Here is a 22922-nt window from a genome sequence, read left to right as displayed (position 1 = left end):
CCCATGCAAGACGATCCCTACGACCCGTCCGACCCGGCCGACCCCGCCGACCCCGCTGCGTTAGCCACCCTGCCCGGCTACGCCGAGCTGCAATGCCAGTCGAATTTTTCCTTCCTGCAAGGCGCCTCGCACCCGGAGGAACTGGTCGCGCGCGCGGCGGAACTCGGCTACGCCGCGCTGGCGCTGACCGACGAATGCTCGCTGGCCGGCGTGGTTCGCGCCCACATGGAGGCCAAGACCCAGAAGCTGCCGCTGATCATCGGCGCCACGTTCCAGCTGCGCGCCGCGCCCGACGCCGCCCCGCTGGGCCTGACCCTGCTGGCGCAAACCCGCGAAGGCTACGGCAACCTGTCCGAACTCATCACGCTGGCCCGCACCCGCGCCCCCAAGGGCGAATACCGGCTGGCCCCCGAAGACCTGACCCACCCGCCCAAGGGCTACGAACACCTGCGCCAGTTACCGGAATGCCTGGCCATCCTGACGCCCGCCTACGGTACCGACGCCGACCGCCTGGCCGAGCAGGCGCGCTGGCTGGCACGCGTGTTTGCCAACCGCGCCTGGGTCGGCTTGAACCTGCTGTACCGGTCGCGCGACGACCAGCACCGCGCCGCCGTCGAACACGCCGCCCGCCAGGCCGAGCTGCCCGTCGTAGCGGTGGGCCAGGTGCAGATGCATGTGCGGTCGCGCAAGCCCCTGCACGACACGCTGGCCGGCATCCGCACCCGCCAGACCGTCGCCCAGTGCGGCTACGAATTGTCCGAAAATGCCGAGCAGCATCTGCGCACCCGCATGCGCCTGGCCAACCTGTATCCGCCCGACGCGCTGGCGCAGACCTTGGTGGTGGCGCGCCGCTGCGCGTTTTCGCTGGACGAACTGCGCTACGAATACCCCGACGAGGTCGTGCCGCCCGGCCACACGCCCGCCTCTTATCTGCGCCAGGAAACCCTGGCCGGCGCCGCCCGCCGCTTTCCTGCCGGCGTCCCGGAAAACGTCGAAGCCCAGATCGAAAAAGAACTCAACCTGATCGGCGAGCTGCACTACGAAGCGTATTTCCTGACCGTCTACGACATCGTCCAGTACGCGCGCAGCCAGGGCATCCTGTGCCAGGGCCGGGGGTCCGCCGCCAACTCCGCCGTCTGTTATTGCCTGGGCATCACCGCCGTCGATCCGGCCCGAGGCAACAACCTGTTTGAACGTTTCATCAGCAAGGAACGCAACGAACCCCCCGACATCGACGTGGACTTCGAACACCAGCGCCGCGAAGAAGTCATCCAATACATCTACGACAAATACGGACGCGACCGCGCCGCCCTGACCGCCGTGGTCATTTCGTACCGGCCGCGCAGTGTGCTGCGCGACACCGGCAGCGCACTGGGCGTGGACCTGGGCGTCATCGACGCGGTGGCGCGCGCCCATCAATGGTGGGACGGCAAAAAGGAAATGCTGCGCACGCTGGGCACCTGCGGGCTGGACCCGGAATCGCGCGTGGCGCGGCAATGGGCGTCGCTGGCGCAAACCATGATGGGCTTTCCACGCCACCTGTCGCAGCACCCCGGCGGCTTTGTGATTTCACGCGGCAAGCTGTCGCGGCTGGTGCCCATTGAAAACGCCGCCATGCAGGACCGCAGCGTCGTGCAATGGGACAAAGACGACCTGGACGCGCTGAAACTGCTGAAAGTGGACGTGCTGGCGCTGGGCATGCTGTCCGCCCTGCGCCGCACGCTGGAACTGGCCGGCCAGCGCCGGGGCCGGCCGCTGGCGCTGCAAGACATACCCGAAGGCGACGAAGCCACCTACGACATGATCTGCGAGGCCGACACGGTGGGCGTGTTCCAGATCGAATCACGCGCGCAGATGACGATGCTGCCCCGCCTGCGCCCGCGCAAATACTACGACCTGGTCGTGCAGGTGGCCATCGTGCGCCCCGGCCCGATCCAGGGCGGCATGGTCCACCCCTACCTGCGCCGCCGCCAGGGCAAGGAAGCCGAAACCTATCCCAGCGAGAAGGTCCGAGGCGTGCTCAGCCGCACCATGGGCGTGCCCATCTTCCAGGAACAGGTGATGCAGATTGCCGTGGTGGCCGCCGGCTTCACCCCTGGCGAGGCCGACCAGTTGCGCCGCTCCATGGCCGCCTGGAAACGCAAGGGCGGCGTGGACAAATTCCGCATCAAGCTGGTGGGTGGCCTGCTGGCGCACGGCTACAAGCTGGAATTCGCCGAAGCGCTGTTCCGGCAGGTCGAGGGGTTTGGCGAATACGGGTTCCCGGAAAGCCATGCCGCCAGCTTCGCCCTGCTGGCGTACTTCAGTTCCTGGCTCAAGCGCCACGAACCCGAGGCCTTCCTGGCCGCCCTGCTCAATTCCCAACCCATGGGGTTCTACGCCCCCGCCCAACTGGTGCAGGACGCCCGCCGCCACGGCGTCTGTGTGCTGCCCGCCGACGTCACCGTCAGCGGCTGGGAATCCGCGCTGGAAACCCTGCCCGCCGACCACCCCGGCGCCCAGCGCCGCCCCCGCCCGCATTCGCCGCCTGCCGACCAGGCGCGCCCGGCCGTGCGGCTGGGGCTGAACCTGCTGCAAGGCATGCGCGAAGACGCCGCCCGGCGCATCGAACAGGCGCGCGCACAGGCGCCCTTTACCGACACCGGCGACCTGGCCCGCCGCGCCACCCTGAACCGCCACGACCTGAACGTGCTGGCCGCCGGCGACGCGCTGCGCACGTTGGCCGGCCACCGCCGCCAAGCCAGCTGGGAAGCCGCCGCCAGCGTACAAAGCCGCGACCTGCTGCGCGACGCCGCCATCGTCGAAACGCAGGCCCCCCAGCTGTCGGCCCCGTCCGAAAGCCAGACCGTGGCCGCCGATTACCGCAGCCTGGGCCTGACGCTGCACAGCCACCCGGTCGCGCTGCTACGCCCCCAACTGGCCGCCCGCAACTTCCAACCCGCCGAGGTCCTGAACGGCTACCCCGACAAACGCGTCGCCCGCGCCTGCGGCATCGTCACCGTGCGCCAACGGCCACAAACCTCCAAGGGCGTCATCTTCGTAACCCTGGAAGACGAAACCGGCCCCGTCAACGTCGTCGTCCGCCCCGACCTGATCGAACGCCAACGCCGCGAACTACTCGGGGCCAAACTGCTGGGCGTCTACGGCACCTGGCAAAGCGTCGACGGCATCCGCCACCTGATCGCCCAACGCCTGGTGGACCTGTCCGACCTGCTGGGCGGCCTGGCGGCGCATAGCCGGAATTTTCATTGACGTCACGCGCTTGTCAAGTTCCCGAACCGGCATGCCCACGGGGCAAACCAACGCCAAAACCGATCGGATTTCAGGTGCTCGCTGATCCCTGATTACAGCGCGCCAAGGCTGGTCTATCATGGCTTTTTCGTCGTCGAGTAGTTGTAAGGAGCTTTACATGATCCGCAAGCTGATCCCTTTCCTTCTGATTGCCAGCCTGACCGCATGCGCCAATACCGGGACGTCTTCGTCCGGCGCGTCGTCGGCATCCAGCTCCTCCAGCGCGTCTTCCTCTTCCGGCGCATCCAGCGCGTCCGGTGGCTCTACTTTCGGCGGCTCATCCTATGGCGGGTCGGCAGGCGGCTCGGCCATGCCGGGCTACGGCACCAAGACTTGCGATGCGGCCGCGCTGCAATCGCAGATCGGCCAAAAGGCCACGACCTCTACCATGGAAGACCTGCGTACCCGCAGCGGCAGCAGCACGGCGCGCATTTTGCGCCCCGGTCAACTCGTGACCATGGAGTACAACGCCACCCGCTTGAACCTGATCGTGGATGACAAAGACGTCATGACCGCGATTCGCTGCGGCTGATCCGGCGGCATCCAAGGCAAGACGGCGCCGGCCGTCGCGCCCATCCCCGTCCCATTCCTCGCCATCCCCGCCCCTGCGGGCCGCCTCAGGCCGCGGGCGGCGTGGGTGGCACGTGGGGCAGAAATGCCCCCGCCACTTCGAACGCGCATTCCTCGCGCGCAATGTCGATCACCCGCGACACAATCGGGTTGACGATGTTTTTTTTGTGCACCGCGTAGTAATTGATCGTGGGCAGATCGGGCTGCACATTCAACTGGCACAGCGCGCCGCGCTCGACCAGCGGCGCAAAGTAGGCGCCAGGCAGATAGCTGATGCCCAGCCCCAGCATCGTCAACTGCGCCATCATCCCCAGGCTGTTGCAGGTCAACACCCGCTTGACGGGCAAACCCTGTTCCGCGAACCAGGCGTCATACAGATGCGACAGCGCGGAATTGGTCGGCTGCGAAATCACCGGATACGGCGCCAGGTCCTGGGGTGACAAGCGCGCCTGGAAATCAATGTCCAGCGCGGGGCTGGCCATCCAGACGTTGGTGACGGCGCCCAGGTGCGTGCAGTCGTATTGGTAGCTCCAGAAAGGCCCCGGCATGATGGCCAGGTCCAACTGGTCTTGTTCCAGCCGTTCGTACAGCGTGATGCCACCGTCGATCTCGGGCATCAGCTGCACGCGCGGATAGCGCTGGCTGATCTGGTTGATCAGCCGCGCCAGCCACGTCATGCCGACCAGTTCGGTCACGCCCAGCCGCACCACGCCTTCGAAACTGGCGGGGTCGGCCATGTTCTGCACGATGCGGCTGTTCAGGTCCAGCATCTCGCGCGCCAGTTCGAACAGCTTGCGGCCTTGCGGCGTCATCACCAGTTTCTTGGCGCGCCGCTCGAACAAGGGCGAGCCCGCAAACGCTTCGAGTTCGCCCACCCGCTTGGCCACCGCCGATTGGGTCGTGTGCAGTTTTCGGGAAGATGCGCTGAAGCTGCCAAGTTCGGAGCTCCAGTAAAAAGCCTCTAGCTGTTTAAGGGTGTACATCGCGGCGGTCGAGGCGAAACGCATGGAAACCCTCACATTACCATCGCGGCAGGCGGCGCTAGCCGCGCGGATGCAGGATGTCGGCCAGGAAGCGCTGCGCGCGCGGATGCGACGGCGCGCTGAAAAAGCGCTCGGGCGTGTCAACCTCCAGGATCTCGCCGCCATCCATGAAAACGACGCGGTCACAGACGTCGCGCGCGAAACCCATTTCGTGTGTCACGCAGACCATCGTCATGCCGTCCTTGGCCAAGCCCTTCATCACCTGCAACACCTCGCCCACCATTTCCGGGTCCAGCGCGCTGGTCGGCTCGTCGAACAACATCACCGGCGGCTGCAACGCCAACGCACGGGCAATCGCCACGCGTTGCTGCTGACCGCCCGACAGCGAACCCGGATAGGCATCGATCTTGTTCAACAGCCCGACCCGTTCCAGCAAGGCACGCGCCAATTCCACCGCCTGCTTGCGCGGCTGCTTGCGGATGTTGACCGGCGCGAAGATCACGTTTTCCAGCACACTCATGTGCGGAAACAGGTTGAACTGCTGAAACACGAAACCGATCTTCTGGCGCAGCGCATTCAGGTTGGCGCCCTTTTGGTAGATGTCGGCCCCATCGATCAGGATGCGGCCTTTTTCGATGGGTTCCAGCCGGTTCACCGTGCGGATCATCGTCGACTTGCCCGAACCCGACGGCCCGCACACCACCAGCACTTCACCACGCGCCACCGACAGGTCGACATCCTTGAGCACGTGATGGTCGCCATACCACTTGTTCACTTTTTCAAGCTTGATCATGATTCTTTCCGTTAAGCCATGGCGCGCGAGCGGCGGATATGCAGGTCCAGCCAGCTCAAGCCGCGGCTCAGGCTGAAGCACACCAGGAAATAGATGATGGCCAGGATGCCGAACACTTGCAGCGGCTGCGTCAGCACCAGGTTGTTGATCTGGTTGGCGGCAAACGTCAGTTCATTGACGCTGATGACGTAGCCCAGCGACGTTTCCTTGATCGTGGACACGAACTGGCTGGTCATGCTGGGCAACACGTTAAACAGCGCCTGCGGCAGCACCACCTTGCGCATCGTGGTCCAGTAACCCACGCCCAGCGACCGGGACGCCTCGATCTGGCCGCGCGGCACCGCCTCGATGCCCGACCGGATCACCTCCGACAGATAGGCGCTTTCGTAGACGACCAGCGCAAAAAACAGCGTCCAGAAACCGCTGACCACCTGCCCCGTCAGCTTGGGCACCACGAAGTACGCCCAGAAGATCAGCATCAGCAGCGGCATGCCGCGCACCATGTTGACCAGCGCCTTGCTGGCAACGCGCAGCGCGCCGAACGGGCTGACGCGGGCCAGCGCAATCAGCAGCGCCAGCGGCAAGGACATCAGCAGCCCCAGCGCCGCCAGGATCAGCGTCAGCGCCAGACCGCCCAGGGGCCCGTTGGGGTATTGGCCGACCAGCAGCGTCGGCCAGTATTGCGACAGCAGATCAAGCACCGTGGCCTCCGCGATTCAAACGATAACGGGCGTAGATGCGCGACCCCACCGCCATGATCAGGAACGATCCCAGCAGGTACATGATCGTTGCCGCGCCGAAGGTGGCGAAGGTGCGATAGGTTTCGTTTTCGATCTCGCGCGCCTGGTAGGTCAGTTCCATCACGCCGATCGCCATCGCGACGCTGGTGTTCTTGAACAGCAGCAACGCGCGGCCGACCAAGGGCGGAATGGAAATGCGCAGCGCCTGCGGCACGATCACGAAGCGCATGCATTGCAGGTAGCTCGCGCCCAGCGCGCGCGCCGCCTCGAACTGGGTCCACGGTATGGCGCGCAGGCCGCTGCGGATGTCCTCGGCGATGTAGGCGGCCGAGCCCAGCGCCAGCGCAATCGCCGCCAGCGACATCTCGGCGTTGTGATCGTAGAGCCACATTCGCAGCCCTTCGGGCAGCAGCTCGGGCATGCCGAAATACCAGAACAACACCTGCACCAACAGCGGCACGTTGCGGTGGTATTCGACATACGCGTCCACCACCCAGCGGCACGGCGCCAGGTTGGTGGCGCGCACCACCACCAGCGTCACCGCGATGGCGAAGGCCATGACCCACGCAACGAAGAACAGTTGCACGGTGACCACCATGCCGCTGAACAGCAGCTGGTATTGGGAAGCGTCTAGCAGGCTCATAAAGCGTCGGCCCCTGGCGGTTGCGCGGGCATCAGCCGGCGATGGGGCCGATCTTGAAACCGCGCTCCAGCTTGTAGGGGGTGGTCGGGCCGAACCACTTGTCGAACAGCTTGGCGGCCGCGCCCGAGCTTTCGGCGTCGTCCAGGGCCTGGTTCACCGTTTGCAGCATGCGCGGCTCGGACTTGCGCACGCCCAGGCCCCAGGGTTCGTCGAACACCGACTTGGCAATCACGCTGACGGGCGCCGTGGGCGGGCTTTGCAGCACCAGCCGCACCAGCACCAGTTCAGAGGCAAACTGCGCGTCCACCTTCTTTTGCTGCAAAGCCAGATAGGTGGCCGAACTGTCGCCATAACCAATCACCTGCGACTTGTTCAGGATGCGCTTGATCTCGCGTTCCGAGCTGGAACCCTTGGTGGCGCCGATGCGGCGGCCGTTCAGCGCGTCAATCGAATCAAAGCCCGAATCCTTGCGCACCAGCAGCTTTTGCGGGCTGACGTAGTAGGCGTGGCTGAACGCGATCTGTTCGGCGCGATCCGGCGAATAACCCAGGTTGGCGGCCAGGATGTCCACGCGCCCTTCGTTCAGTTCCGGCACGCGCGCCGCCACCGACAGCAGCTTGTAGCTGATCTTCACGCCCAGCTTGTCGGCAACCAGTTTGCACACGTCCACGTCATAGCCCACCAACTGGCGCGTGGCGCCGTCCTGGAAGCTGAACGGCTGCGACGTGCCCAGCGTGCCGCAAACCAGTTCGCCGCGCGCCTTGATGTCGTCGACCTGATCTGCTTGCGCGGCAGCGCCGACGGCCAACGTGGCCAGGCCCAGGCAAGCTGCAAAAAAAGTATGACGTTTCATGGATGATTCCCCTTGTATGTTGTGTTGGTCAAACGGCATTCACGACAGCTTGGCGCAGGCCTCGCGGATCGCGGAACATCCTTGCTTGATATCGTCCATCGATGCCGCGAACGACAAACGGAACGTGCCCGGCGCGCCATAGGCGTTGCCGTCGATCACGGCCACGCCCGCTTCGCGCAGCAGGTAATGCGTCAAGTCGGTGTCGCTGGCGATCACCTCGCCCGAGGGCGTCTTCTTGCCCAGCAGGCCCGAGCAATCCGGGAACACATAGAACGCGCCTTGCGGCACCACGATGGTCAGCCCCGGCGCGCCGGCCAACTCGGCCACGGCCAGGTCGCGGCGTTGCTGGAAGATCCGCGCAAATTCCGCCACGCAGTCCTGCGGACCGGACAGCGCTTCCAGCGCCGCCGCCTGGCTGACGGACGACGCGCCGGACGTGCTTTGCGATTGCAGTATCGCCATCGCCTTGATCAATTCGTCGGGCCCGGCGCCATAGCCGATGCGCCAGCCCGTCATGGCGTACGCCTTGGACACGCCGTTGACCACCAGCGTGCGGTCAGCCAGCTCGGGCGCCACCTGCAACGGATGCACCGTCGGTTCACCCGTGAAATTCAGGCGGGCGTAGATGTCGTCCGTCATCAACCACACGTGCGGATGGCGCTTGAGCACATCGGTCAGCCCGCGCAATTCCTCGGCGGTATAGACCGACCCCGTGGGGTTGCTGGGCGCGTTCATCATCAGCCACTTGGTGCGCGGCGTGATGGCGGCTTCCAGCGCCTGCGGCGTGACCTTGTAGTCCGATGCGGGAGACGTCGTCACCGCCACCGGCACGCCGCCATTGACCAGCACCATATCCGGGTACGACACCCAGAACGGGGCGGGAATCAGAACCTCGTCGCCGTCATTGAGCGTGGCGGCCAGGCCGTTGAAAATCACTTGCTTGGCGCCGGTACTGACGATGATCTGCCCCACCGGATAGTCCACGCCGGTCGCATCCAGCAACTGCGCGCGCGCGGCCCGGCGCAACGCCACGGTGCCCTGCGCCGGCGGGTACTTGGTTTCGCCCCGGTTCATCGCGGCGGTGGCCGCCTGCCGGATATGTTCGGGCGTTGAAAAATCAGGCTCGCCTATGGTCAGGTCGATAATGCGACGGCCCTGTTCGCGCAGCTGCGCAATGATGGCGCGCGCGGCAACGCTGGGCGACAGCTTGATGCGCTTGATGCGGTCGGCAATGATGCTCATTGTGCACCCCCGGTTTTTTCAAGAATGGTCTTGGCCAACCAGGGTTTGGTGTACGTGCCCGCGCGCAGCTTTTCCTTGGCGACGGCTTCGTCGGCTTCTTTCTTTTGCGCCAATGCCAGCACGGCGGCCGCGTGTTCGGCGGGAATCACCACCACGCCATCGGCATCGCCCACGACGACATCCCCGGCGTGGACCACCTGCCCGCCGACCGATACCGCCACATTGATTTCGCCCGGGCCGTCCTTGTAGGGGCCTTTGTGCGCAATGCCGCGCGCGAAGCAGCCAAATTCTCCCTGGCCGAAGACGTCCACATCGCGCACCGCGCCGTCGATGACAAAGCCCGCGATGCCGCGCGACTGCGCATCCATCATCATCAGTTCGCCGACCAGCGCGTTGCTGGTGTCGCCGGCGCCATCGACCACGATGACGTCGCCTGCCCCGCCCATGGAAATTGCCTGATGGATCATCAGGTTATCGCCGGGCCGCGTCTTCACGGTCAGCGCCAGGCCGACCATGCGGCGCGTGCCGCCGTGCATCGGACGCAAGTCCGCCACGCCGTAAAGGCGGTTCATGCAGTCGCTGATCTGGGCCGAGCCGATATCGGCAAAGCCGGCCAGTACGTCGGCGGCCACGGCCGGGGCCGACCGGGAAAGAATGCGAAATCCGATGGGAGTCATAAGAAAGTCGATGGGGGTGGATGCGTCTAGCGGTTAAGCGAATACGCATTACAAGGCCCCGGCCGCCTTTCCTCAAAACGATATAAATTCCCAGCCGACCACGAATTTTTTTCTTATATCCGGACGTTAAGGGTTATCCCTTCCCCTGATCAACCCGGGGCAATCCCCGTCAATCATCCCCGCCATTGCTGGCGCCCCGCGCCTCGGACAGCGCAATCGTCAGATGCATGACCTTCTTTTTCAGCTGATCGCGTTCTTCGGTCACGCGCGCCAACACCCCGCGCAAGCGGGCCACCTCGGCAGGCAGATCCGCGATGTGCTCGATGGGGACTTCGGGCGGGGCTTCGCGCGGCGGCGGGGCCTTGGCCAGACGCACTTCGCGGGCGGCCTGTTGCAGCTCTTTCTTGCCGCCGGCCACCGCTGCCGCCTGACGCTCGGGCGGCAACGAGGCCACCGCCGCCGCCGCGTTGATCGAAATGGCGCCCTCTTTCACGGCGCGCACCAGTTCGGGCGCAGCGTCCTTCTGGATTTTTTCGATCTGGCCCAGCGTATTGCTGCTGATGCGCGCGGCGCGCGCCAACGCCTGGCGGCTGGGCACGGGTGGCGTCCACGAGATATTGGGCGGCAGGCGCGGCGCGCCATCCACGCTGGGCGGCGCATCGGAGTCGTCCCAAGGCGGGGACCCGTCCTCCGCTTCGCCTTCCGGCGGCGTCGCGGCTTCCGGCGGCGTGCGCGCCAGCAGGATTTCTTTTTTGCGCAGCGCCAGCACGCCGCGCTGGAAGTCCGACACGCTGCGTCGGCCCAGGTGGTTTTCAATCATCCACAGGTGCACGTCTTCCATCGACTTGAACGTGGTGTTCTGACGCGTCTGAAATTCGATGCCGTGCTTCTTGCACAAGGCATAACGGTTGTGGCCGTCCACCAGCAGGTCGCCCCACAGCACCAGCGCATCGCGGCAGCCCTCGGCAAGCAGGCTGCGCTCCAGTGCCTCGTGCTCGTCTTCGGTCAAAGGGTCTATATAGGCGCGCAGGCCCTCGTCAATCCTGATTTCCATGGTGTCCAATTGGTTTATCTTGCCAAGCAGTGCTACGTCAGCCCCTGGCCACGCAGCAGATCCTGAACCGCCGCCAGCCGTGCCACCGGGTCCGCAAGGCCCAGCAGCCGGGCCTTGTCGTCCGGCGGCAAGGGCAGCAGTTCGCACCAGCGATCCGCCACCCAGCCGCTGTCGTCCAGCCGGAACGGCGGCGCAAGCGGCATCCTGTCTGGCGGCACGCCCTCTTGCTGCCATTGCGCCACCAGCCGGCCCAAGGCATCGGCGCTGGGCTGCATGGACGCCGGCACGGGCGTGGGCGGGTCGTCGGCGATGGGCTCGGTCTGGCCCATCCACAGGCCGTATTTTGCCACCTTGCTGGACAACAGCCGGAACCGGCTGCCGCCAATACAGCGCACTTGCAGCAACGCGGGCATGGGCGCGTCCCACGCCACCACGCGCGCCAGCGTGCCGACCGGCGCCAGGGTCTCAACGCCCTCTGGCGAACGCACTTCGCTACCAGCCAGCAAACCCACCACGCCAAACTCGCTGCCCTCCGCGATGCAGCGGCGGATCATATCCAGATAGCGCACCTCGAAGATGCGCAGGTGCAGCACGCCGGCGGGAAACAGCGCGTTGGATAAGGGAAACAGCGGAATCAGCGCCATGGCCGGCTCCTATTTGATGTCGAAGGCGGCGTCCACCGGCACCTGCATGGCCGTCACCATGGCGTTGGTCTGCGCCGCCATGCCGATCACCGCCAGCAATTCGGCGTGCTGGCCGGGGGTCATTCCCTTGGCCTTGGCGGACGCCGTATGCGAATGCACGCAGTAAGAGCAGCCGTTGGCCGTGGACACGGCAATGTAGATCATCTCGCGCACGAGCGGCGGCAATTCGCCCTCGGCGACCATGACCTGTTTAAGTTGCGACCACACGCGCTGCAATTGCGCCGGGTCGTTGGCCAGCGCGCGCCAGAAGTTGTTCACGAAGTCCGACTTGCGCGTGGATCGGATGTCTTCAAACACCGCCCACGCTTCGGGGCTTTTGCGGACCTCGTCGTCCGTCAGCAGTTTTACCGTGCTCATGTCGCCATTCCTTTATGAAGCGGCCCCGCATCCGCCCCAACCGGCTACAGTGCGTAGGTTGCCGGGCCGTGCGGTATTGCGGGTCGGGCCTTCCATCATAGTGCGACGGCGTTTCTTGCAGCTGTCCGCCGTAGAACCAGGAACCATCATGCCCCAGCTATCCGCCTATCTCAGCTTTGACGGCAACTGCGCCGACGCCATGCGCTTTTACGAGCGTGTGCTGGGCGGACGCCTTGACGCCCTGATCCGCTACGCCGACGCGCCCGCCGATGCCGCCATGCCCGCCCTGTCCCCCGAGGACGCCGACCGCATCATGGTCGCCCGGCTGGCGCTGGACGAGCAGACGCTGCTGGGCAGCGACGCCACCAGCGGCCACCCGTACACAGGCAAGAAAGGCATGGCGCTGGCGCTGCTGTACCCGACAGTGTCGGATGCCCAGCGGGTATTTGACCAACTGGCCGAAGGCGGCAACGTAACCATGCCGCTGCAAAAAACGTTCTGGGCCGAGGCATACGGCGCGCTGGTGGACCGCTACGGTACGCGCTGGATGGTCAGCGGCGGCAAGATGACGCACTGATCCGCAAAGGCGCGCGGGCGGACGCACCGGCGCACGGACGCGCGAAGGCACCCGTACGCCGGCACCGACACCATGATCCTGGCCGCAGGACCGCCGGGTCGCCGGGCCGCCGGGCCGCCGAGCCGCCGGCCGGGGCCGCCTTTGATAAGTTTTGCAATTGCCCCCCGGGCCTTGCAGTACTCTGGCAGCGCGCCTTTTTACAGGAAGCGCCCGCCATGACTTTTCTAGCCAGCGCCACGCTGCTTCGCCGCCGAGACGGCCATGAAGCCCGCGTCACCTTTGTCGAGCTGTTCTTTGACCTGGTCTACGTCTTTGCCGTCACCCAGCTCTCGCACAGCCTGCTGCATGACCTGACCTTGATGGGCGCCGTGCACGCGCTGGTGCTGTGGTTCGCCGTCTGGCTGGGATGGCAGTACACGTGCTGGGTCACCAACTGGTTCGACCCCGACGCCATCCCCATGCGCGTCATGCTGTTCGCGGTGATGCTGGTCGGCCTGATCGCCGCCGCCGTGCTGCCGGACGCGTTCGGCGAAAACGGGCTGATCTTCGCCATCTGCTATGCCTTGATCCAGGTCGGGCGCACGGTGTTCATCGTGCTGCACCTGGGGCGCAACCATCCGCTGGCCGACAACTTCCGCCGCATGCTGGGCTGGCTGTGCATCTCGGCTGTGTTGTGGATCGCGGGCGGCCTGGCCTCCGGCGAAGCGCGCCTGGTGCTGTGGATAGTGGCCGTGGCCTGCGAATATATTTCGCCCATGTTCGGGTTCCGCCTGCCCGGCCTGGGGCGCTCTTACACCAGCGACTGGACCATCGAGGGCGGCCATATTGCCGAACGCTGCCAGCTGTTCGTCATCGTGGCGCTGGGCGAAACGTTGTTGATCACGGGCGCCACGCTGGGCGACCGTGGCCATTGGGACATCCCCACGCTGATCGCGCTGCTGGCCGCCTTCCTGGGAACGGCCGCCATGTGGTGGGTGTATTTCGACACCAGCAGCAAGGACGGCAGCCACGCCATCGTGCATTCCAGCGACCCGGGCCGCATGGGCGCCATCTTTCACTATGTGCACGTGATTTTGATCGCGGGCGTGATCGTGTCGGCGGTGGCCAACGAATTGGTCATCCTGCACCCCGATGGCCGCATCACCACGCCAGCGGCCGCCGCATTGCTGGGCGGGCCGGCGCTGTACCTGCTGGGCAACGGCATCTACAAGACGGTGGTGTACGCGCGCTTTCCGTTATCGCACCTGGCCGGGCTGGTATTGCTGGCGGTGCTGGCGCCGGTGTCTACCGTTACCGACAACCTGATGGTGGGCGGGCTGACCACGCTGATCATGGTGTTGGTGGCCGTGTGGGAGAGCGTGTCGCGGCGCCGGGCGGCCTCGCCCGTCACCGTGTAGCCGTCCAGCGCGCAAGCATCGAAGGGCCTTGCGACGGGGCTGTCGCCGCACAGACCCGCGCGTCCACCGATGCCGCAATGCAGCGTCACACGCCCGGGCGATGCAGCGCCAGCACCTCGTGCAGCGACTGCGCCGCGCGTTGCAGCACCGGCACGGCGCGCAGCAAGTCATCCAGCATCACGCGCGCCGTGGGCGCGTGGCAGGCCACCGCCGCCACCACGCGGTCCTCGGCGTCTCTTATCGGCACCGCCACCGCGCTCATGCCCCGCACGAATTCCTCGTTATCGATGCCGATGCCGCGCGCGGCCAGGCGCTCCAGTTCCTCGTCCAGCTTCGTCGGGTCCGTGAAGGTGCGCGGCGTGTTGCGCGTCAGCGGCAGCCGCGCCAGCACCCGGCCTCGTTCCAGCCGGCTCATTGACGCCAGAAACAGCTTGCCGCTGGCGGTGCAGTGCATCGGCACATGGCTGCCCACCGCGAAGAACAGCCGCAGGGGCTCCGACGTTTCCACGCGTTCCATATAGACCACGCGGTCGCCGTCAGGCGCGGTCAAGTTGCAGGTCTCGCCAAGCGTGCCCACCAGCTGGGCCAGCACGGCACGGCAGGCACGGGTGAACGCCGAGGCGCTCAGCGTGGCCAGCGCCAGCGATGTGGCTTGCGGCCCCGGCACATAGCCCTGCTCGGTCGGCGTGGCCGCCACGAAGCCGGCGCGCTGCATCGCCGCCAGCAAGCGCATCAAGGTGGTCTTGGGCATGTCCAGCCGCTGTGCCAGCTGCGCCAACGTGGGCGGATGCTGGGCGCGCGCAAGATGGTCCAGCACCAGCAACGCCCGTAACGAGCGTGCTGCCTCTTGCTGTTGATGTTGGTGCTGCTGTTGCTGGTGCCCGGACGCCGGCTGCCCGGACGCCGGATGCCCGGACGCCGACGGCTCCGGCGCCGATGCTGCACTGCGATTTTGAAACCGAAGTTGCATGTTCCGTTCCATTTGTCCGCCCCCACGCGTGTTGTGCTTTGTTGTACGCGCCCGCTTCCTAGAATCGCCACAGATGCCAGCCGGGTGCGCAACGCAAGCCGGCCGGATCAAACCAGTATATAAGTGCGTCCCGCCGCGACAAGCAGGGAAAACGCGCCGTCACCATCGCTTGCGAACACGGTGACGTCAGTCGCGACGGCGATGCGACGACAGGGAGACAAGGCGATATGTCCGATACCGTGGATGTCATCGTGGTGGGCGCCGGCTCGGCCGGATGTGTGATGGCCAATCGGCTTAGCGCCAATGGCGCGCACGCCGTCTGCCTGCTGGAAGCGGGCCCCCGGGATACCTACCCGTGGATCCACATCCCCATCGGCTACGGCAAGACCATGTTCCACAAAGTGGTGAACTGGGGCTACTACACCGACCCCGATCCCAACATGCTGGGCCGGCGCATCTACTGGCCGCGCGGCCGCACGCTTGGCGGCTCCAGCGCCATCAACGGCCTGATCTACATTCGTGGCCAGCGCGCCGACTACGACGCCTGGGAACGCGCGGGCAACCCCGGCTGGGGCTGGGACGACTGCCTGCCCTACTTTCGCAAACTGGAAGACAACGACCTGGGCGCGGGGCCGACCCGGGGCGTGAACGGCCCCTTGAGCGCCACGTCCATCAATACGCCCCACCCGCTGGTCGAAGCGATGATCGCCGCCGCGCGGACCATGGGCGTGCCCCCCGTGCAGGACTTCAACACGGGCGAGCAAGAAGGCGTGGGCTACTACCAGCTGACCACGCGGCGCGGCCGCCGCTGCTCCACCGCCGTGGCCTATCTGCGGCCCGCGCGGGACCGGCCCAATCTGCGCGTGGAAACCGATGCGCATGCCACGGCCATCCTGTTCGAAGGCGGACGCGCCTGCGGGGTGCGATACCGGCAAGGCGGGCAAGTGCGCACGCTGCGCGCGAGGCGCGAAGTGGTGCTGTGCGCGGGCGCGCTGCAATCGCCCCAGCTGCTGCAACTGTCCGGCGTGGGCCCGGCCGCGCTGCTGCGCCAGTTCGGCATCCGCGTCGTGCGCGACCTGCCCGGCGTGGGCGAAAATCTGCAAGACCATCTTCAGATCCGCCTGATCTACGAAACCACCCGGCCCATCACCACCAACGACCAGCTGCGCAGCCTGCACGGGCGCGTGGGCATGGGCTTGCAATGGCTGCTGTTCCGAAGCGGCCCGCTGGCGGTCGGCATCAATCAGGGCGGACTGTTCTGCCGGGTCGACCCCGCCAGCCGCACGCCGGACACGCAATACCACTTCGCCACCTTGTCCGCCGACATGGCAGGCGGCAAGGTGCACCCCTTTTCCGGATGCACGTATTCGGTCTGCCAGTTGCGCCCGTCATCGCGCGGTTACGTGCGGCTGCGCGCGGCCGACCCGTTCGAACCGCCCTCGATGCAACCCAACTACCTGTCCACGGAATTGGACCGCCGCATGACCGTGGCCGCCGTCAAGCATGCGCGGCTATTGGCGGCAACCGAACCGCTGGCGTCGCTGATGAAGCGCGAATTCCGGCCCGGCCCCAACGTACGCACCGACGACGAGATCCTGCATTTCTGCCGCGAATACGGCGCCACCATCTTTCACCCATCGGGCACCGCCAAGATGGGTCCGCGCAGCGACCCGCTGGCGGTGGTTGACGAACGTTTGCGCGTGCACGGCGTGCAGGGCCTGCGGGTGGTGGACTGTTCGGTGATGCCCACGCTGGTATCGGGCAACACCAACGCGCCCGTGGTGATGCTGGCCGAACGCGCGGCGGATTTCATGCTGGAGGATTTCAAGCTGGCGCGGCGGCGGGCGGATCTGGTCGCTGCTTGATGTACTGGCGGCTTGCTGTACTGGCGGCTGATTTTGTGGCCGCGCGTTTTAAGCAATCAACAAGGATGTGAACGACGAACCTGAAGTCAGACCGGCACGCGGGCGACAACAGAAGCGCCCCCGCCTTCACCAAAGGAGACTGCAATGTCCAAGCAAAACGAAGCCGCGGTACGCAAGGTCGTCACCGCATCGTTGATCGGCGCCACCATCGAGTGGTACGACTTCTTTCTTTACGGTGTCGTGGCGGGCATCGTGTTCAACAAGCTGTACTTCCCCACGGGCGACCCGCTGGTATCCACCATGCTGGCCTACACCACCTTCGCGGTGGGCTTTGTGACGCGGCCGCTGGGCGGGCTGATCTTCGGCCACTTTGGCGACCGCATCGGGCGCAAGAGCATGCTGGTGATGACGCTGATGATCATGGGCGTGTCCACCTTCCTGATCGGCCTGGTGCCCACCTACGAAACCATCGGGCTATGGGCGCCCATCCTGTTGCTGCTGCTGCGCGTGTTCCAGGGCATCGGCCTGGGCGGCGAATGGGGCGGCGCGGTGTTGATGGCCTATGAATACGCGCCACCGGGCAAAAAGGGCTTTTACGCCTCGCTGCCGCAGATCGGCCTGGCGATCGGCCTGTGCCTGGCCTCGGGCACCGTGGCGCTCTTGTCCACCTTGCTGACCGACGAACAGTTCATGGCCTGGGGCTGGCGCGTTGCCTTCCTGGCGTCCGCCGCCATGGTGATGGTGGGCATGTACATCCGGCTGAACATCAAGGAAACGCCCGAGTTCACGGCGGTAAAGGCCAACAATGCCGAAAGCCGCATTCCGTTTTTCGACATGCTCAAGCGTTACCCGGGCAACGTCTTCAAAGGCATGGGCGCGCGGTATATCGACGGCGTGTTCTTTAACGTGTTTGGCGTATTTTCGATTTCGTACCTGACGCAAACCGTGCAGATCACGCGCACCGAGGCGCTGACGGGTGTGATGGCCGCCGCGCTGGTGATGTGCTTTTTCATTCCGTTCTTCGGCCGCCTGTCCGACCGCATCGGTCGCACCCGCGTGTACTTCTGGGGCTCGCTGATTACCGCGCTGGCGTCCTTCCCCGGCTTCTGGCTGATGCTGAACAGCCAGGGCAGCGTCATGCTGATCTGGCTGGCCATCATCATCCCGTTCGGCATCTTCTACGCCGCCGTGTACGGCCCCGAGGCAGCGCTGTTCTGCGAGCTGTTCGACGCCAAGGTCCGCTACACCGGGATTTCGTTCGTCTATCAGTTCTCCGGCATCTTCGCGTCCGGCATCACGCCCATCATCGCCACCGCGCTGCTCAAGACGGGCGGCGGGCAGCCGTGGCTGATCTGCCTGTACGTGCTGTTCGCCGGCGCGGTCTCGGCATGGTGCGCCTGGCTGATCGGACGCGGCAAGCCGGTGACCGAAGCCACCGGCAACACGGCGCCGCCGATTCCCGGCGCGGGATGGCGCAAGGCGTGAGGACAGGCCGCCTGGGATACGGTCGACCCAGGCGGCCTGATTGCGTTGCCTACCGCACAGCGGGGTCGGCGCTGGTGGCCGCCGCCCCGCCGGCGCCGGCATGCGGCGCCTGCACGCCGGGCCAGCCGCCGCCCAGCGCCTTGAACAAGGTCGCCAGCGCAATCTGCCGCTGCGTGCTGATGTCGATGTACGTCAACTGGTCGGTGAAGGCGCTGCGCTGCGCATCCAGATAGCGCAGATGGCTGTCGACGCCGCCGCGATACCGCGCTTCAGACAAGCGCATCGCTTCCTGGCTGGACTCGGCCAAGGCGCGGCGCGACGCGGCCTCGCGTTGCAGGGTGTCGGTGGCGGCCAGGGCATCGGCCACTTCCTTGAATGCCGTCTGGATGGTGGCTTCGTACTTGGCCACCGCGATGTCCTTGCGCACCGTCGCCAGGTCCAGGTTGGCCACATTGCGCCCGCCCGAGAAGATCGGCAAGGTGATCTGCGGCATGAACGACCACGCGCGCTGCCCGCCGTCGAACAAATTGGACAGGTCCGCGCTGGACGAGCCGTACAGGCCGGTCAGCGTGATGCTGGGAAAGAACGCCGCGCGCGCCGCGCCGATGCTGGCATTGCGCGAACGCAGCTCGTGTTCGGCGGCCAGAATGTCCGGCCGGCGCTCCAGCAATTCGGACGGCGCGCCCGCCGCGATGTCCTGCACCAGCACGTTGGACGTGGCCAACTGCGCGGGCAGATACGGGCGCAGGTCGTTCACGCCCACCAACAGGCCCAGCGCATTGCCTGCCTGGCGCACTTCGCGTTCCATGCGCTCGCGTTCGGCGCGCGCCTGCTCGGTCAGGCCCAGCGCTTCCTGATAATCCAGCGCCGTGGCGGTGCCGGCTTCGCGCCGCTTGACGATCAGGTTGAGCGACGCCTCGCGGCTGGCCAGCGTTTGTTCGGTGAGCTGCATCTTGCGCATCGCGCTGTCACGCGTCAGATACGCCTGGATCACCTCGGCCACCAAGCTGATGCGCGTGGCGTGCGCGGTTTCCTCGGTGGCCAGATACGTTTGCAGCGCCGCATCCGACAGGCTGCGCACACGGCCAAACAGGTCGATCTCGAACGAGGTCAGCCCGATGCCGGCCTGATAGCTGCTCTGCACGGCGGAACTGCCCGTGCTGTTCAGGTCGCCCGGCACCCGCTGGCGCGTGCCCGACCCTTGCGCGTTGATACCCGGCAGCCGGTCGGCGCGCTCGATGCGGTACTGCGCCCGGGCCGCTTCGATATTCAGCACCGCCTGGCGCAGGTCACGGTTGTTGTCCAATGCCAGGGCCAGCAGCTGACGCAACGCATCGTCGGTGACGAAAGTCTGCCAATCCAGCGTGCCGGCGGCGGAGGGGGCGGCATTGGCCGAAGCCCCGCCCGATGCCTGGCCAGCCGGGTTCCCGTCAGCCGGGAACTGGGTCGGAATCGGCGCGTCCGGCCGTTGGTAGACCGGCGCCATCGAGCACCCGGCCAGCGCCGCCGTCAACAGCAGCGCGCCCAGGCTGCGGGGATAAAAAGTTTGCATCATCACGTTCACTCCTGGGTCGCGCGCTGGGCGGGCAAGGCGTCCGGGGCGGGCTGCCCACCTTTCTTGCGCAGCAGCGACAGCACCCAGACAAAGAAAATGGGCACGAAAATCACACCCAGCAAGGTGGCGGTCAGCATGCCGCCGATCACGCCCACGCCCAGGGCGCGTTGGCTGGCCGCGCCCGCACCGCTGGCCAGCGCCAGCGGCACCACGCCCAGGATGAACGCCAGCGACGTCATCACGATGGGGCGAAAACGCAGCTTGGCGGCCTGGATGGCGGCGTCCGCCAGCGAGTGACCTTGTTCAAGCAGGCTCTTGGCAAACTCCACGATCAGGATCGCGTTCTTGGCCGCCAGACCGATGATGGTGATCAGGCCCACCTTGAAGTACACGTCGTTGGACATGCCCAGCACCGTCACCGCCAACACCGAACCCAGCGCGCCGATCGGCACGATCAGCATCACGGACGCCGGAATGGCCCAGCTTTCGTACAGCGCGACCATCAGCAGGAACACCACCAGGAACGCCAGCGCAAACAACATGGGGGCCTGCGCCCCGGCAAACTTTTCCTGATAGGACAAGCCCGTCCATTCGTAGCCGATGCCATTGGGCAATTCGGAAACGATCTTTTCAATGACGGCCATGGCCTCGCCCGTGCTGTGCCCCGGCATCGCGTCACCCGCGATCTTGAACGCCGGGTAGCCGTTGTAGCGGGAAATCTGCACCGGGCCATTTTCCCAATCGGTCTTGACGAAGGCCGACAAGGGCACCATGCCGCCCGACTTGTTCGGCACGTTCAGCATCAGGATGCTTTCGGGCGTCATGCGGTCGCGCACGTCGGCCTGCACCACCACGCGCTGCAAGCGCCCGGCGTTGGCAAAGTCGTTGACGGTGGCCGAGCCATAAGCGGACGAAATCGCGGTGCTGATCGTGTCAAAGCCCACGCCCAGCGCCTCGGCCTTCTGGCGGTCGATGTCCAGGCGCAACTGCGGCGCGTCGGCCAGGCCTTCCATCATGGCGTACGCGATAACAGGCGAACTGTTGGCCTTGGCCAGCAGCTGGTTGCGCGCATCGGTCAGCGCCTGGCGTCCCAGCCCGCCCCGGTCTTGCAGGCGCAGCGCAAAGCCGCCCGAATTGCCCAGGCCGTCGATGGGCGGCGGGTTCACCGCCATGATCGAGCCGTCATCAATCGCCGCGAAGCGCTGGTTCACGCTTGCGGCCACATCGGACGCGGCTTGGCCCTTGCCGCGCTCGGACCAGTCCTTCAGCGTGGGAAAGGCAATGCCCGCGTTCTGGCCGGTGCCCGAAAAGCTGAAGCCCATCACGGTGAAGGCGTCGCCCATTGCGTCCAGCGACATCAGGTGCTGCTCCACGTCCGCCACGACCTTGTCGGTGCGCTTGTAGGTGGCGCCCGGGGGCAACTGCACGTCCACGATGACGTAGCCCTGGTCTTCGGCCGGCACGAAGGATTCCGGCACGCGCACATACAGCACGGCCAGCACCGCCACGATGGCGACGTAGATCACCATATAGCGGCCGGTGCGCTTGACCAGGCGCGAGTTCAAGGCTTCGAAGCGGCCGGTCAGGCGGTTGAACATGCGGTTGAAGCCGCCAAAGAAGCCCTTCTTTTCTTCGTGGTGCCCCTTGGGGATGGGCTTGAGGAACGTGGCGCACAGGGCGGGCGTAAAGGTCAGCGCCAAGAAGCCCGAGAACAGGATCGACACCGCCAACGACAGCGAAAACTGTTGGTAGATCACGCCGACCGAACCGCTCATGAAGGCCAGCGGCAGGAACACGGCGGACAACACCAACGTGATACCGACGATGGCGCCCGACACCTGCTCCATCGCCTTGATGGTGGCCTCACGCGGCGGCAGGCCCTCTTCGGCCATGATGCGTTCCACGTTTTCGACCACCACGATGGCGTCGTCCACCAGGATACCGATGGCCAGCACCATGCCGAACATCGTCATCATGTTGACCGAGAAGCCCAGCACCGACATCACCGCGAACGTGCCCAGCAGGCACACCGGTACGACGATGGTGGGAATCAGCGTGTAGCGGAAATTCTGCAAGAACAGGAACATCACCAGGAACACCAGCACCATGGCTTCCAGCAAGGTGTGCACCACCTTGGTGATGGCCACGCTGACGAACTGCGACGTATCGAACGGCACCGAGAATTCAACGTCCTCGGGGAACGAGGCGGACAATTCCTGCAAGCGCGCCTTCACGGCCTTGACCGTGTCGATGGCGTTGGCGCCCGGGGCCAGCTGCACCGCCGCGCCCACCGACTTCTTGCCGTTCAAGCGGGTTTCAAAGTCGTAGCTCTGGCGACCGACTTCCAGCCGCGCCACGTCCGACAGATGCACCACCGAGCCGTCCGCGTTCGCGCGCAGCACAATGTTGCCGAACTCTTCCGGCGAATCCAGCATGCCCTTCACCGCCAGCGTGGCCGTCAGCTCTTGCTCGGGCGACCCCGGGCGGCTGCCAAAGCTGCCGGCCGGCACCTGCACGTTTTGCGCCGCGATGGCCGCATTGACGTCCGCCACCGACAGGCCCACGCCCAGCAGCTTCTGCGGGTCGATCCACACGCGCATGGCCGCTTCGGCGCCAAAGAACTGCACCTTGCCCACGCCTTTGACACGGCGAATTTCGTTGTTGATGTGGCGCGCGGCGTAGTCGGACAAGCCCACCACGTCCTTGTGCGCGTCTTCGCCCTTGTACGTCAGGGCGTAGATCATCAGGAAGTTCGAGCTGGCCTGCTCCACCTGCAAGCCCTGCTGCGTCACGGCCGACGGCAGGCGCGCTTCGGCCTTCTTGATGCGGTTCTGCACGTCCACCTGCGCCAGGTCCGGGTCCATGCCCGGTTCGAAGGTCACGGTGATTTCAGCGCTGCCGCTGGAACTGCTGGACGACTCGTAATACAGCATGTTCTTGGCGCCGTTCAGCTCTTCTTCGATGACGCTGGTCACCGAATCGACCAGCACCGAAGCCGACGCGCCGGGATAGGTGGCGGCAATCGTCACCTGGGGTGGCGCCACCACCGGAAACTGCGAGACCGGCAGCGACGGAATCGCCAACAGGCCCGCCAGCGAAATGAAGATGGCCACCACCCATGCAAAATTGGGGCGGCCAATAAAAAACTTGGACATGATTTACCTTT

The 22922-nt window shown here is 65.7% G+C and carries 19 protein-coding genes; 6 read left to right on the top strand and 13 right to left on the bottom strand.

Translation table 11 applies throughout. The annotated features are described in order from the left end of the window. Positions 1-3 precede the first annotated feature (3 nt). Together KYT87_RS12820 and KYT87_RS12815 are read left to right on the top strand one after the other, a co-directional pair. Positions 4-3252 (top strand): error-prone DNA polymerase, encoded by a 3249-nt coding sequence (locus tag KYT87_RS12820; RefSeq protein ID WP_255594094.1) that lies wholly within the window; start codon positions 4-6, stop codon positions 3250-3252. 157 nt (positions 3253-3409) lie between these two features. Continuing rightward, positions 3410-3823 carry an I78 family peptidase inhibitor gene (locus KYT87_RS12815; RefSeq protein ID WP_046807203.1) on the top strand — a complete coding sequence of 138 codons (414 nt, stop codon included), beginning with the start codon at positions 3410-3412 and terminating at the stop codon, positions 3821-3823. Positions 3824-3908: 85 nt separating this feature from the next. On the opposite strand, the gene KYT87_RS12810 is transcribed toward KYT87_RS12815, so the two are convergent. From KYT87_RS12810 to KYT87_RS12765, 10 genes are all read right to left on the bottom strand, one after another. Continuing rightward, a complete protein-coding gene (locus KYT87_RS12810) occupies positions 3909-4868 on the bottom strand; it encodes a LysR family transcriptional regulator (RefSeq protein WP_104143846.1) in 960 nt (319 codons plus the stop codon). 34 nt (positions 4869-4902) lie between these two features. After that, positions 4903-5637 (bottom strand): amino acid ABC transporter ATP-binding protein, encoded by a 735-nt coding sequence (locus KYT87_RS12805; protein ID WP_046807204.1) that lies wholly within the window; start codon positions 5635-5637, stop codon positions 4903-4905. An 11-nt stretch (positions 5638-5648) separates the two neighbouring features. Beyond that, positions 5649-6338, bottom strand: coding sequence for an amino acid ABC transporter permease (locus KYT87_RS12800; protein ID WP_219992398.1), 690 nt, complete (start codon positions 6336-6338; stop codon positions 5649-5651). Then, positions 6331-7020 (bottom strand): amino acid ABC transporter permease, encoded by a 690-nt coding sequence (locus tag KYT87_RS12795; RefSeq protein ID WP_046807206.1) that lies wholly within the window; start codon positions 7018-7020, stop codon positions 6331-6333. Before KYT87_RS12795 ends, KYT87_RS12800 begins: the two co-directional genes overlap by 8 nt. Positions 7021-7051: 31 nt before the next feature. After that, on the bottom strand, positions 7052-7873 hold the full coding sequence (locus KYT87_RS12790; RefSeq protein ID WP_219992397.1) for an ABC transporter substrate-binding protein: 822 nt from the start codon (positions 7871-7873) through the stop codon (positions 7052-7054). A gap of 39 nt (positions 7874-7912) precedes the next feature. Continuing rightward, positions 7913-9115: an aminotransferase class I/II-fold pyridoxal phosphate-dependent enzyme gene (locus KYT87_RS12785; protein WP_219992396.1), complete on the bottom strand. Its 1203-nt coding sequence runs from the start codon at positions 9113-9115 to the stop codon at positions 7913-7915. Then, positions 9112-9792 (bottom strand): RraA family protein, encoded by a 681-nt coding sequence (locus KYT87_RS12780; RefSeq protein ID WP_219992395.1) that lies wholly within the window; start codon positions 9790-9792, stop codon positions 9112-9114. The genes KYT87_RS12785 and KYT87_RS12780 overlap by 4 nt, the downstream gene beginning before the upstream one ends. A 169-nt stretch (positions 9793-9961) precedes the next feature. Beyond that, a complete protein-coding gene (locus tag KYT87_RS12775; RefSeq protein ID WP_219992394.1) occupies positions 9962-10846 on the bottom strand; it encodes a hypothetical protein in 885 nt (294 codons plus the stop codon). Positions 10847-10878: 32 nt separating this feature from the next. Next, positions 10879-11490, bottom strand: a complete 612-nt coding sequence (locus KYT87_RS12770) for an LON peptidase substrate-binding domain-containing protein (RefSeq protein ID WP_219992393.1) — start codon at positions 11488-11490, stop codon at positions 10879-10881. Positions 11491-11499: 9 nt separating this feature from the next. Further along, positions 11500-11907 (bottom strand): carboxymuconolactone decarboxylase family protein, encoded by a 408-nt coding sequence (locus tag KYT87_RS12765; protein ID WP_046807210.1) that lies wholly within the window; start codon positions 11905-11907, stop codon positions 11500-11502. Between the two features lie 148 nt (positions 11908-12055). Here KYT87_RS12765 and KYT87_RS12760 point away from each other — a divergent pair, with 148 nt between their 5' ends. After that, on the top strand, positions 12056-12484 hold the full coding sequence (locus tag KYT87_RS12760) for a VOC family protein (protein WP_046807211.1): 429 nt from the start codon (positions 12056-12058) through the stop codon (positions 12482-12484). A 215-nt stretch (positions 12485-12699) separates the two neighbouring features. Continuing rightward, the gene (locus KYT87_RS12755; RefSeq protein WP_219992392.1) at positions 12700-13881 is read left to right on the top strand and encodes a low temperature requirement protein A; all 1182 of its coding nucleotides are present in this window, start codon (positions 12700-12702) and stop codon (positions 13879-13881) included. Positions 13882-13966: 85 nt separating this feature from the next. Here KYT87_RS12755 and KYT87_RS12750 read toward each other — a convergent pair whose 3' ends face one another. Next, a complete protein-coding gene (locus KYT87_RS12750; RefSeq protein WP_120155328.1) occupies positions 13967-14863 on the bottom strand; it encodes an IclR family transcriptional regulator in 897 nt (298 codons plus the stop codon). Between the two features lie 215 nt (positions 14864-15078). On the opposite strand from KYT87_RS12750, the gene KYT87_RS12745 reads away from it, so the two are divergent. Further along, positions 15079-16716, top strand: a complete 1638-nt coding sequence (locus tag KYT87_RS12745) for a GMC family oxidoreductase (RefSeq protein ID WP_219992391.1) — start codon at positions 15079-15081, stop codon at positions 16714-16716. A gap of 144 nt (positions 16717-16860) precedes the next feature. After that, positions 16861-18201 (top strand): MFS transporter, encoded by a 1341-nt coding sequence (locus KYT87_RS12740; protein ID WP_120155324.1) that lies wholly within the window; start codon positions 16861-16863, stop codon positions 18199-18201. Positions 18202-18250: 49 nt separating this feature from the next. Here the strand turns inward: KYT87_RS12740 and KYT87_RS12735 are convergent, their stop codons facing one another. Beyond that, a complete protein-coding gene (locus KYT87_RS12735; RefSeq protein WP_219992390.1) occupies positions 18251-19756 on the bottom strand; it encodes an efflux transporter outer membrane subunit in 1506 nt (501 codons plus the stop codon). Between the two features lie 5 nt (positions 19757-19761). Then, positions 19762-22911, bottom strand: a complete 3150-nt coding sequence (locus KYT87_RS12730; RefSeq protein WP_219992389.1) for an efflux RND transporter permease subunit — start codon at positions 22909-22911, stop codon at positions 19762-19764. Positions 22912-22922: the final 11 nt, after the last annotated feature.

It is taken from the genome of Achromobacter sp. ES-001 (assembly GCF_019448355.1).
GTDB lineage: Bacteria > Pseudomonadota > Gammaproteobacteria > Burkholderiales > Burkholderiaceae_B > Achromobacter > Achromobacter spanius_B.
The sequence above is the reverse complement of the archived record's forward strand: the minus strand, read 5'-3'. Positions and strand labels throughout refer to the sequence as shown.